Annotated in this window: 12 protein-coding genes; all 12 read right to left on the bottom strand. The window is 40.1% G+C overall.

What is annotated here, in order from left to right; genetic code table 11:
- Nucleotides 1-24 precede the first annotated feature (24 nt).
- Complete coding sequence (ccpA, locus tag ACXADT_RS08985) at nucleotides 25-1026, bottom strand: catabolite control protein A (RefSeq protein WP_270179610.1); 1002 nt, start codon at nucleotides 1024-1026, stop codon at nucleotides 25-27.
- A gap of 296 nt (nucleotides 1027-1322) precedes the next feature.
- Nucleotides 1323-2420 (bottom strand): bifunctional 3-deoxy-7-phosphoheptulonate synthase/chorismate mutase, encoded by a 1098-nt coding sequence (locus ACXADT_RS08980; protein ID WP_270179611.1) that lies wholly within the window; start codon nucleotides 2418-2420, stop codon nucleotides 1323-1325.
- Between the two features lie 149 nt (nucleotides 2421-2569).
- Nucleotides 2570-2899: a bacillithiol system redox-active protein YtxJ gene (gene ytxJ / locus ACXADT_RS08975; RefSeq protein WP_270179612.1), complete on the bottom strand. Its 330-nt coding sequence runs from the start codon at nucleotides 2897-2899 to the stop codon at nucleotides 2570-2572.
- A 90-nt stretch (nucleotides 2900-2989) separates the two neighbouring features.
- The gene (locus ACXADT_RS08970) at nucleotides 2990-3430 is read right to left on the bottom strand and encodes a YtxH domain-containing protein (protein ID WP_270179613.1); all 441 of its coding nucleotides are present in this window, start codon (nucleotides 3428-3430) and stop codon (nucleotides 2990-2992) included.
- A gap of 12 nt (nucleotides 3431-3442) precedes the next feature.
- Nucleotides 3443-3886 carry a DUF948 domain-containing protein gene (locus ACXADT_RS08965; protein WP_224878775.1) on the bottom strand — a complete coding sequence of 148 codons (444 nt, stop codon included), beginning with the start codon at nucleotides 3884-3886 and terminating at the stop codon, nucleotides 3443-3445.
- Nucleotides 3887-4126: 240 nt separating this feature from the next.
- Nucleotides 4127-5431: a UDP-N-acetylmuramate--L-alanine ligase gene (murC, locus tag ACXADT_RS08960; RefSeq protein ID WP_270179614.1), complete on the bottom strand. Its 1305-nt coding sequence runs from the start codon at nucleotides 5429-5431 to the stop codon at nucleotides 4127-4129.
- A gap of 169 nt (nucleotides 5432-5600) precedes the next feature.
- Entirely contained in the window at nucleotides 5601-6698 is a 1098-nt protein-coding gene (locus tag ACXADT_RS08955) for a nicotinate phosphoribosyltransferase (RefSeq protein WP_270179615.1), read from the bottom strand.
- 148 nt (nucleotides 6699-6846) lie between these two features.
- Complete coding sequence (locus ACXADT_RS08950) at nucleotides 6847-9675, bottom strand: DNA translocase FtsK (protein ID WP_474834329.1); 2829 nt, start codon at nucleotides 9673-9675, stop codon at nucleotides 6847-6849.
- A gap of 188 nt (nucleotides 9676-9863) precedes the next feature.
- A complete protein-coding gene (gene ytpR, locus ACXADT_RS08945; protein WP_270179617.1) occupies nucleotides 9864-10472 on the bottom strand; it encodes a YtpR family tRNA-binding protein in 609 nt (202 codons plus the stop codon).
- 21 nt (nucleotides 10473-10493) lie between these two features.
- Nucleotides 10494-11294, bottom strand: coding sequence for a DUF1444 domain-containing protein (locus tag ACXADT_RS08940; RefSeq protein WP_474810841.1), 801 nt, complete (start codon nucleotides 11292-11294; stop codon nucleotides 10494-10496).
- Nucleotides 11295-11627: 333 nt separating this feature from the next.
- Nucleotides 11628-11942, bottom strand: coding sequence for a thioredoxin family protein (locus ACXADT_RS08935; protein ID WP_474834327.1), 315 nt, complete (start codon nucleotides 11940-11942; stop codon nucleotides 11628-11630).
- Nucleotides 11943-11959: 17 nt separating this feature from the next.
- On the bottom strand, nucleotides 11960-12973 hold the full coding sequence (locus tag ACXADT_RS08930; protein ID WP_474834325.1) for a PTS sugar transporter subunit IIC: 1014 nt from the start codon (nucleotides 12971-12973) through the stop codon (nucleotides 11960-11962).
- Nucleotides 12974-13089 lie beyond the last annotated feature (116 nt).

The following is a 13089-nucleotide window of genomic DNA, read 5'->3' as shown; positions in this document are numbered from 1 at the left end:
CCAGGTTCGTTTTTTATGCAAAATTTACTTCTTAGTTGAGTTTCTATGCTGAATACGGTGAGGAAGGACAACGGTTTGTTCTTCCACTGTTTCTTTGTTCATGAACTTCGTTAAGAGTCGCATTGCTACAGCTCCAATATCGTACATAGGTTGTACGACTGTAGATAGCGTTGGTCGAACCATCGTTGCAAGTCTTGTGTTATCAAAGCCAACAACTTCGAGGTCTTCAGGAACCTTGTAGCCATTATCCTGAGCACCATGAATGATTCCGAGTGCCATCTCATCAGTACCTCCAAAAATGGCAGTCGGCATGTTGTCTTTTTCAATAAATCCAGTCATCGCTTCGATTCCAGAATCGTATGTGTAATCACCAATAGCAACCATGTCTTCATCCACTTTTAACCCAGCATCTTCAAGTGCTCTGCGGTAACCTAGGAACTTTTCTTCACCATTGATAGGATCTTCAAGAGGGCCACTTACTAGTCCAATCTTCTTATGACCTTTCTCAATGAACTCCGATACTAAGTCATAAGCTGCCTGTTGATAATCGATGTTAACAGATGGTACCTCATTTGTTTTCTCAAGTGTAGCAGCTAAAACGATCGGTACAGGTGAGCGTTTAAACTCTTCAACGTGTTCTTCAGTAATTTCCCCGCCCATAAAGACGATTCCATCTACTTGCTTACCAAGCATCGTGTTAAGAAGATGGATTTCTTTTTCTTTGTTCTGATCTGAATTACTGAGGATGATATTGTAATTATACATCGTTGCAATATCCTCAATACCTCTAGCAAGCTCAGCAAAGAAAATACTGGATATATCAGGGATGATTACACCAACAGTCGTCGTTTTCTTACTAGCAAGACCACGTGCTACTGCGTTAGGTCGATAGCCTAAACGTTCGATTGCTTCGTGGACCTTTTTCCTTGTAGCAGGTTTAACATTAGGGTTTCCATTTACAACCCTCGATACCGTCGCCATGGAGACTCCTGCTTCTTTTGCTACATCATAAATCGTTGTATTCACGATAATCCTCCTTCATGCTCTTTCGGACTTTGATTTAGTTAATGATACGATACTATCCTTCTGACTGCAAATTTCCCGCAGTCGCTCCTACCTATAAGTTTCGGTATTATTCTATCACCCTATACGGTATATGCGTATGTATTTTATTTCACAAGAAAGTAACTGTATTAAAGATAGCACATTTATAACTTTTTTGCTTTAATATAAAGAAATTTTCACAAGTTAGATAGAAATCCATTATAACGCAAAAAAACAGACCGTCGAAAGGGATATCTCGACAGTCTGTTTTTGGTTTACTACGTAGTAGGTGCAGCTTTCGCTGGGTTGAAAAGCCCGCTCAATTTTAAATCATCTACGAATTTCTCGTATTGAGGAATATCAAGCTGTTGTGCCGCATCTGAAAGCGCTACTGCTGGGTCAGGGTGAACTTCTACCATGATTCCATCTGCTCCAATAGCAAGTCCAGCCTTTGCTGCAGGCAGTAGAAGATCTCTTCGACCTGTTGAATGTGTAACGTCTACAAATACAGGTAAGTGAGTTTCTTGCTTTAAGATCGGTACTGCAGTGATGTCTAGCGTGTTTCGTGTTGCTTTCTCGTAAGTTCGAATACCACGCTCACAAAGCATTACTTGTGTATTTCCTTTTGAGACAATGTATTCAGCGGCGTTGATAAACTCCTGAATCGTTGCTGAAAGACCTCGCTTGAGAAGTACAGGCTTATCGACTGAACCAGCTGCCTTTAACAATTCAAAGTTCTGCATGTTTCGTGCTCCGATTTGAATAACATCCACATATTTCTCAGCAATTTTGATATCTGCTGGGTTTACGATTTCACTTACAACTGCTAGATCATATTCATCCGCAACCCGTTTTAAGATCTTAAGACCTTCTTCACCAAGACCTTGGAAATCATATGGTGAAGTACGAGGTTTAAAAGCACCTCCGCGAAGCATTTTAAAGCCTTGCTTCTTAACAGCCTTTGCAACTTCCGCAACTTGTTCGTAGCTTTCAACTGCACACGGACCTGAGATCAATACTTGACCACCAGCTCCAATCTTTTCACCTTTGATGTCGATCACTGTGTTGTCAGGCTGACGCTTACGTGAAACCAATAGAGCTTTTCGATGGTCATCTTCTTGTAACTCAAGACTCGCTTTGAAAATCTCTTTAAAGATATGCTGCAGAGTGGACGTTTCAAACGGCCCATCATTCTTCTCTGCTAGCAGATCAAGCATTTTGCGTTCTCGTACTGGATCAAAACGATTGATCCCCTGAGATTTCTTAATTCTGCCTATTTCCTGTGCTATTTCTGCACGCTCGTTAATTAAATCGAGCAACTGCAAGTTAATCTCGTCTAGTTTTTCTCTCAACTCGTCAATCTGAATGTTAGCCATAATGTTTCCACTCCCTATCTATATAAGTGATTAGGGATATTATATACGAAGAAAAATAAAATGTCACTACTTTTAGTTTAATTCTTAGACGCTTTTAAGCATTAAATCGTGTAAGTGAATAAAAAACGGCTTCATAGAGCCGTTTTCCCTCAATTTTTTTTCACAGCATCATTTAAAGAAGTATATGTGATTCTCCAATGTGAATCATTCCATACCACATTTTCACCATCGATCAGTAACGCCTGTGGCGATTGATGTTTCACTCCATAAGATTCAGCAATATCGTTTGATAGGGGTCTTGCTTCCTGTACATTTAAGTAATAGACGTCCTGATCATAATCTTCAGCGAACTTCTCAAACTCCTCAAAAGCCTGAGCACTGATTGGACAAGTCGTGCTATTTTTGAATACTAGAATCTTGTTGTTTTCGTTCTTTATTTTTGAAAAGTCGTCTAGTGTTGAAAGTTTGTTAATTGCCATATGATCATCATCCTTTCCTTCTTAATCCCCATTATAAAGGAAAAGAGAGCATACAAAAAGGAGAAGCACTTATTGCTCCTCCTTCGTTCATTAGTCTTGCTGATACTGGTGTCTAGTTGGGTTTTCGTTTGTAGCTGGCTCATCCTCAACAAAATGATCGTTCAAGTCACGCTGAAAGCTTTCAACATCTTCGTCCGCTTGTGCACGCACTTCAGGATCTTCAGAGTTAGCTTTTCGCTCTTTGATCTTTGAAACGATATTGTTTGATTGATCAGATACCTGCTTGTAAATTGTGTTTGATTTCTCTTTCGCACGGTTCGCAAAGTCCGTTCCACGCTCAACAGCTGTATCGCGGAATTGAGACGTTCTTTCTTTTACTACACCAGCTTGCTGGTTCAAGTCACTGCGAAGCTCTTTACCTGATTTTGGAGCAGATAGTAGGGCTGCAGCTGCACCTACGATTCCACCGATTAATGATCCGATGATAAAATCTTTTGTGTTAATATTATTGTTATTGTTCTCGTTTGACATGTGATCAACCTCCTAAGATTTTGAATCGATATATTGATCTGTCGCTTTTTTCTTTACTTGCCATTTCTGCCAGATCTGCATCGCAGCATTACCCCATTGAACAACTTTGGTTACTTGTTCTGATTGGCGCTCTGCTTCATCAGTTACTTTCTCTGAAATGTTCTTCAATGAACTGTTCATCTTACCTAGTGACGTTCCAACCTCTCTCACTTGAACGAAGACCGTATCCAGAGCTTCTGATTTCCCCTGAATATCCTCTGCAAGAAGGTTAGTCTTATGTAACAATGCTGTTGTTTCTGTAGTAAGACCATTCATTTGTTTTTCAAGACTATCAAGAGTTTTTGCTGTGTTACTAAGCGTGTCTTTTAACGATTTCAATGTTTGTGCAACGAAATATACAAGTACTGCAAATGCAATGGCAATAATAGCTACACTCAAATAAAGAATAATCTCCATCTCCTGGCACCTCCTTTTCTAACTGTGTTCCCTTGATTGGTCTCTTATAAACACTAGTTTGGCATTTCACAAAAAGTAACAAAATGAGCCAACCTTACTACTACTATTCGTTAGAATATCCATTATTCCTTTTTTACAAACTTTCTTTTCAGAGAAGAAATTGGATAAATTGTGACTTTCTTCTATGAAAGGCTTTTCATTAAAAAATAAAAACAAGAAAAGGCTCTTGGCCTTTCCTTGCTATAGTGACGCTTTCTCCGTTTCATAAGCAGCTTGATATTTTTGTATATCACCAGCACCCATGAATAGGAGTACGCCTTTATTATGATCATTCAGTTTCTGAATCGACTCCTCAGTAATAAGATGCGAGTTCGGAATCTTTTCCATCAGATGATCAATCGTTAATTGACCTGATTCTTCTCTAGCTGATCCAAAAATGTCACAAAGATAAACGACATCTGCTTCTTTTAAGCTATCAGCAAAGTCATCTAAGAACGTTTTCGTACGCGTAAAAGTATGAGGTTGGAAAATAGCGACCACTTCACGGTTCGGATACTTTTGTTGAGCAGATTCAATCGTTGCTTTAATCTCAGTAGGATGATGAGCATAATCATCGATCAACACCTGATCGTCCACAGTTTTTTCGGTGAACCTACGCTTTACACCCTTGAAATTTTGAAGCTGCTTTTGTACAGCATCACCCGGAAGGTTTTCATAATGGCATAACGCAACTACGGAAAGTGCGTTTAGGACGTTGTGCTTCCCATAGGTAGGGATCTGGAACGTTCTATAATAATCATCACGAACATGTACATCAAACGTTGTGCCATTTTCGTCTACTTTAATATTCGTAGCTTGAAAATCATTCTGCTCATCGAAACCGTAGAAGACTACGGGCACTTTTGTTTGAATTTGCTGAAGGTAAACATCGTCACCAAATGCGATGATTCCTTTTTTAACAAGCATAGCCATCTCTTGAAACGCTGAAAAAACATCTTCGACATCTGAAAAATAATCCGGATGGTCAAAATCGATGTTTGTCATGATCGCATAATCAGGCTGGTATGATAAAAAATGACGGCGATATTCACATGCTTCAAATACAAAATACTGGCTATCTTTAACCCCTTTTCCGGTACCATCTCCGATTAAAAAGGATGTTGGTTCTGCTTCGCCGATTACGTGAGCGAGCAGCCCAGTGGTTGATGTTTTGCCATGTGAACCTGTCACTGCAATACTGGTGAACTTTTGAATAAAGTCACCAAGGAATTTATGATAACGATAGACAGGAAGGTTCATCTCTCGAGCGCGAACTAACTCCTCGTGTTCATCATCAAACGCATTGCCGGCGATTATAATCATGTTCTCATCAATATTTTCTTCTGAGAACGGAAGAATGGTAATACCTTTTTGCTCAAGGGCTTCCTGGGTAAAAAAGCGTTTCTCAACATCAGAACCTTGAACGTTGTAACCCATGTCGTTCAAGATCTGCGCAAGTGCGCTCATTCCGGAGCCCTTAATGCCAACAAAGTGATATATAGTCATTTCAGAACCTCCACACTTTCATTTCTACACCGAATATCTTCTTTATTATATGAAATCTTTACAATCATGCTCCCTAATTCTGTACAATAACGCATTATAGCATAAATAAGGGGATGCTCCAATAATCGATAAACACTGGCTAAAAAAGACAGGATTTTCCCCTGTCTCCTTACTCTACTCGTTCTAGCCTAGGGTTCGGACGATATTTCCTACCTGCTTTCGCTTCTGGCTCCTCGTCGATAATAACATTATCTCCGGTAAACCCGATGTTTACTTTCAGCAGGCTGCTCCCAACTCCATAAATATCTACCGGTACGTTCTGACCCTCGAATTCTCGAATTCTTTCTTCTGTGAATCCTCCGCTTACAACGATTTTAACATGATCGAAACCTTCTTGATTTAGAGCTTCTCTTAACGCGAATATTAATTCAGCATTTACGCCTCGAGGGTCAAATGTTCCAAGCACATCTGGATTTCTCCAGAAATATTGATCGACCATCGTTCTAGACGTGTCGACTCGAACACCTTTTAATGTATCACCGAACTCTCTAGCTACTCTGAGAGAATCTGTAATCACGTCGTTATTATAATCTACTAAGGCGATCAAATCATCTTCAGGATATTTAGAATGGTACGCTTTTGATGCTTCGACCACATCTCCTTTGAACAATTGGATCAAAGCATGCGGCATCGTGCCCATCCCTCTTTTTCCCCACCATTCATTCATAGCGTGTGTTGCTTGCGCTGTAGATCCACCAATGTATGAGGCATAACCATCTCCTGCTTGTTGTGTATAATGATCGTCACGATCACCCATAAAGATAACTGGTTTTTGAATACCTGAAGATCTCGCTGCTTTAACAACATGATATACATTCGTAGCAACTGACGTTCTTCTGCCTAGTATTCCATCAATTATCCCTTCAAGAAAACCAAAGTTTTGATATGGTCCCTTAATTTTCAGCACCGTTTCGAACGGTGATATTTTATCTCCATCCTTTAATGAATGGATTTCAAGTGAGTCAGGATCTTTTGCGAACGTTTTAATCAAAGCAATTGCTTCGTCTGACCCACAAAGGACAGCATCATTCTTTTGGAAGAACTGCATCGTCACGATATTATCCGGTTTATACTCTTCTACGATCTCACACGTTTTCAAAAAGTAGACTGCTGAAAACCAGCCCTCTTTCACTCGTTCGTCAAATTTAAACGTGCGATTTGTTAAACGTTTTATTTCACCTTGCATTTTCAGTTCAATTTCTTTCATTCTGGGGCTCCTTCAAGTAGTTTCGTCATTCGAATGTGAGCTCTATAGTTACTAGTATTCTTAATTATTAAGATAAAAAAACATATCTTTTTACACACTCTATATCATATAGAACAACCCTGGATAAAACAAGTAGAAAAGATATGCACTATACGTGCATATCTTTTAGGAACGTCTCTTCAAAATCAGCCTTACTCATAAGAATGCTCCTTGGCTTACTTCCCATTGCTTCAGAGACTAACCCTCTTTCTTCCATCATTTCGATCAATCTCGCAGCTCTATTGAAGCCTATGCGGAATCGTCTTTGGAGAGCGGAGGATGATGCTTGACCTTGATCGATCGCCCACATACACGCTTCCTCAAACAAATCATCTTCTTGTTCGTTATATTGTTGCTTCTTTGCAAGGTCTTCTTTTGCAATCAAGTAATTAGGCTTACGTTGCTTTCTCACAAAGGATGTGACACGCTCGATTTCTTCATCAGACACGAAGTTCCCTTGCAAACGCACTGGTTTAGACGATCCATTCTCTAAACAGAGCATATCCCCTTTTCCAAGTAGTTTTTCTGCTCCACTCGAATCAAGGATCGTTCTAGAGTCGATCTGGGATGAAACAGAAAAGGCAATACGTGTAGGGATGTTTGCTTTTATTAAGCCAGTAATAACGTCAACAGAAGGTCTCTGTGTAGCTACAAGCAAATGAATGCCGCATGCTCTAGCCTTCTGAGCAATTCTGCATATCGCATCTTCAACATCTTGTGGAGAAACCATCATAAGGTCAGCCAATTCATCGATGACTACAACGATATAAGGTAACTTATGCTGTGGTTCACCATGTTCGATCGCTCTGTCATTATAGCGTTTGATATCCCTTACACCAGCAGCTGCAAATTTTTCATATCGCTCTTCCATCTCATCCACTGCCCATTTCAATGCTGTAGTCGCTTCCTTTACATCATTGATAACAGGTGTGACAAGGTGTGGTAGACCATTATACGGAGCTAACTCTACCATCTTCGGGTCGATTAGGAGCATTTTCACATCTGCAGGATTTGAATTTAGTAACAAGCTTACGAGAATTGAATTGATACACACACTTTTTCCAGACCCTGTTGCACCTGCAATCAAACCGTGTGGCATTTTTTGAATATCTGTTACTTTAGCATTTCCGCCAATGTCAAAACCTAACGCTGCATTCAGTAGAGAGTCTTTCGATTGAAAAACACCGCTCCGTACGACTTCCCGTATAAAGACAGGGCGACTTCTTGGGTTAGGAACTTCGATACCAATTGCATTCCGACCAGGAATCGGTGCTTCCATCCGAATATCTCTTGCTGCAAGGCTCAGTTTAATATCGTCACTAAGATTTGTGATTTTGTTCACTTTAACACCAGGGCTCGGCTGTACTTCAAAGCGAGTAACGGTTGGTCCCATCGTAGCTCCGATCACGCTTGCCTGCACATTAAAGTTCTTCAAGGTAGATTCCAGCAGTTCACGCTGATCTTTGAGCCACTGTTCATCATTACCTTCGTCACGCGGTGGAATATCCAAGAGGGAAATAGGAGGGAGCTTATATTCTCCGTTTGACGTCGGCTTTTTCACAAGATGTCTTCTATCGCTTGCAAGCATCATTACGTTATATGGAACTTGTGGCTTCGGCCGGCCCTCTTCTCTCTTTTTCTCCACTTTGTTTTCTTTATGTTTTTGCGTCACTCCACTCTCTTCAACTGTTTCTGCTTGAGACTCTTTTGATTCATCCGTAATAGCAGAAACTTCACTTACGTTTTGTAATGTCTCTTTATCGTCTACCTCTGTAAGTGAGTGGGTTCCTATATCTTTCTCAGAAGCTTCTTCATGTCCATCTTCTAGTACTTCCTCTTGTGTTTCCTCTGGCGTATCCTCTTGTCCATCTTCTTGTTCTTTCCCTAGTACTTCTTCTATAAGTTCTTCCTGTACATCCTCTTGTTCCTCTGTTACTTCTTCATGTATTTCCACTTCATCTTCTATTTCGACTGGTGATTCACTAGCTTGAATCGCTCTCTCAATGTATGAGCCGCTGGATTCTCCCTGGTCGTTTAACGGCTCTAAATCTTTCTGATCATCATTCTCGAGCTCTTTACGTAAAGGTGACTCATCAAACTCTCTCTCGCTATCTCGATCAGATTGGGGAGCATCGTTTTCAATCCCCTCAGTTGTATCCTCCGCCTGGTTATCTTCTTCATAATTTGAAACTAACACTTCTTCAATATGGTTTGCTTCATCTGTATGATCAAAGCCTTTGTTAGGCTCTGTAGAAGATAAAGGTTTATCCTCTTTCACTTCTTCTGTATGTTCATTTTTTAGATCATAACTTCTTATTTCTGATTCCTCAGATCGATAATCAGTTGGTTTGTGTATGAGTTGATCGATAACTTTATGTTCGTTTAGAGGTGTATATTTATGCCTGTATTCACTTTCTTTAATCGCTCTTTCAACTTTCTCCACTACAGGACGCTTACTGAAGCCATAAATCGGTGATGGAATATCAGTAGGCTTAAAGTTAACACCGCTAAACTTCTTTGGAGTATCTCCTTTTATTTGTTCACTCGATGTCTTCGCTTTATTTTGGTTTGAACTTGAACTCGAATTTGAAACGGCCCTAACATTCGAATTTTCATTTTTGGTTTTATGAGATCGGTCGCTCGAATCAGCAGGCTTAGGCTGTTGTGTAGTTTTTTTACTTTCCGCTCTTCTACCGCTTTTATAAGACTCATCAGGAATTAAAGGAAATCGAAAATTTCCTTCTCTAGGATATTGATGAACGATTCTCGCTTCATTCTTTCTCGTTCCACTTTCGATTCTCCCAATTGAGTTTTTCCGGTCTATTTTTGGGTACTCTTTAGACTGCCTCGCCCCCTCATCAGCACGATCATCCATTTCTTTCTCTTCATTCACATCAAATAATTTATTCAGTGCTTTTTTAAACCAGTTATTGCCCAATTAAAATCACCTTTTCTAGTTAAGCCTTTTAGCTTTTGTTATTCTATTTTATCGGAAATTCCCCTGTCATTGTAAGGCTCTTTCTAAAATCTTTCGTTATTTTAGATGCTTCTTAGTCTAAATTAGTAAAATCGGTCCAATATCCCTACACAAAAACAGTAAAAAGAAAAAACCTACTAGATAAAATCCTAGTAGGTCTTAAATTCTGATCCAATTTCATAGTCTTCTGAAAGGACCAAAATACCTTTTTCTTTTGGTGCATCAGGAAGATCAAGCTCTTTTGCTGAGCAAATCATCCCAGAAGATTCAATACCACGTAGACTTGCATCTTTAATAACCATACCAGAAGGCATTACCGCACCAACCTTTGCCACAACTACTTTTTGGCCTTGATCAACGTTTGGCGCACCGCAAACGATCTGCAATCGAGCGTCACCTACGTTAACTTGACAAATATTAAGTTTGTCAGCATTTGGGTGTTTGGTCATCTCTTCAACCAGTCCAACAACAAATTTTGGTGATGCATCGTATACTAATTCATCCTCAAAACCGTTTTCTTTAAGGATACGATTCACTTCAGAAATCAACTCTTCACTTTCTTCTACAACACCCGTTGCATCGATGTTATAGCTCTTAGAAATATCAAAGATATTGTATCCTACAGTTTGATTTGACTCTTGGCTGAATACACGCGCAACGCTACCCTTTCGTTCTACAGATCGGTCTTCTCGATCTGTACTTCCAAGCGTTACGATCAATGTGTCACCAATACCTTCTTTGTTATAAAACAAGTTCATATTTCGTGTTCTCCTTTAATGTTAATCTTCTTTTGGTTTATTTTTAGCAAGGATAAAGACAGGTTCTAATTTGCCATCTTCGTAAATGAAGGGTAGTCCAGTAACAGGTACTAGTCCGTTTGAGAAGAAATGCATCGTTAGCTGTGCAAGTGCATCATAGCCACGTTCGTTCACAATATCAGCAAAGATCAATACATCTTGATGAGGAATTGCTACGGCTAATTCCCCTTTTGCTTTAGATGCCATCTCCTCTAATAAAGATTGATTCAGCACTCGACTCGCATCATAGCCATCATTGGTATTTAAAAAGTAGAAGGTGCACCCCGCCACTGTATCTGTTTTCATTTCAGTCGACAGACCTCGAACATTAAACCTCGATACTTCTTGAAGCGTTTCTTTGGTCATGCCCTCTTTCTCCAGCCAATTCTTGTCGATTAAGCGGTACGATTTACCAAGGTCGAGGGCATAGTAGATCCTTGTTTCTCCAGTGTGCTCATCGAAAACGAGCGGTACGCCAGATTCAGTTTCTGAAGGAAATGAACCAGATCGAATAACAGGGAAGATGTTGCTTTCGCTTCCGCTTAGTTCCTGGTTATCATTCATCGCTTTCAACGTTTCTTCAACATGATGCACGATTTCATCAAGAAGGGATTCTTTACGTTCTTCATATTTTGCAGCAAGTCCTTTTAAAGAGAGACTCATCCCTTTTCCTGAACGCTTTGTTTCGATTCGAAGTTTCTCTTCTTTCTTATTATATGTAAGTTCACGGTCTTCACTTTGCAGCCGTTCTTCTAACAGTTTTCGCAAATCTTTCGGTTCCATTTTTTCACCACCCTGTACATTCAATTAGAGTTGTCACTTTATGATACCATGAAAGTTCTATAGACAAAAACAAAGCTATGTTAGACATAGCTCAGGTTGTTAATGACCTTAAAATGTTGTACTCCCTATAACGGAGGAGTTTGGATCCCTCATACTTTCCTGTGGACGCACGCCCGTTGGACCACGGTAGTCAAGAGGGATCCACTCCTACTAGCATACTACAAACCAACTTTCCGACCTACAATGCTTACGAATATTTACGCTCATGTTGATTTATTCTTCATTCGTAAGACTTTATCAACAGCCTGAAGCTAAGTTAGACATTTGTTTTTCTTATTTAACACTTGATAAAAAGTCTTCGATTTCTTCACGTGTTTTTCTATTCTTGCTTACAAAACGTCCAGTCTCTTCTCCTTCGTTGAATGCAACAAAGCTTGGGATTCCAAAAACATTTAATTCCTGACAAAGTTCAATATGTTGATCTCTGTCCACATAGTAGAAAGTCAGTTCCTTATACTCTTGTTCCAGTTCTGGTAGAAATGGCTCGATTACGCGGCAATCGGGGCACCAATCTGCTGAGAATAAAAAGACAGATTTCCCTTCGTTCATCGCTTGGATGTAGTCTTCGTGCTTATCAAAAGTTTTCATTGTATATCCTCCTATGATTACTCAGTTGATATCTTCATATCCCCTGACTTAATAAGACCTTTTTTCCTCATTACCTCGGATATTATCAAACTTATCAATGCTGGTCCAACGATATGCAATAGAAGGATTGCAATCCACACATTGTAGCTAGCGCCCATTACATTGATAGTCATAATCTGACCTACAAAACCACTCGTGCCCATCCCTGCACCAGGAGGATTATTTAGCATTCCGATCCAGCCGCTTCCGAACGGTGCCAGTATTGCACCTGCTAATGTTGGAGGTAGTAATATCCATGGATTTTTTACGATGTTTGCTACTTGGAGCATCGATGTTCCTAATCCTTGAGCAATAAAGCCCCCGAACCCATTTTCCCTATAGCTGCTAACTCCAAAACCAATCATTTGCGCAGCGCATCCGATCGTTGCTGCACCAGCAGCAATTCCTTCTAACCCAAGCATAATTGCAATCGCGGCACTAGAAATGGGCGCAGTCAATGCTAAGCCCATCAAAACGGCAACGATGATTCCCATAACGATTGGTCGTTGCTCTGTTGCCCACATGATAAGTGAACCAAAATTTTGCATGAGAGCATTAATCCCAGGACCCGCTATTGTTGCTGTTCCAAAACCAGCGAATATAGTGACCATCGGAGTAATAATGATATCAAGCTTGGTTGATTTTGATACGAGCTTTCCACATTCAGCAGCGATGATTGCTGAAGCGTAGCTTCCAGCTGGACCACCAAGCTCCGCTCCCGCCGCACCTGCTAATAAAGAAGCGAACAGTACGAGGGGTGGAGCTCCTAAACCATAAGCAACAGCTACACCGATCGCAGGCCCCATCAGGCTCATTGCTAATTCTCCTATCGGAATAAGGAAGCTAGCCCATGAAAGCTGTTCCCCAATCGTTTTTAAGATTAGACCAATAATAAGCGAAGAAAACAAGCCGAGTGCCATGTAACTAAGTGCCTTTACGAAATATGTATGGGGTGATAAAGACACACCTTTTCTTTTCAATAAATCTCTCATCTGTTTCTCCCTCCAATAAACTTCACACATTAGTATACACAATTTATAAGGAATAACGCTGAAGAAGCATAATCGTTTCTCAATTCAAATAATTGGGAACAATGAAGGGATTGTGC

The sequence above is a fragment of the Anaerobacillus sp. ABR4_321 genome (assembly GCF_056158505.1).
This window is presented reverse-complemented; position numbering and strand designations above follow the sequence as displayed.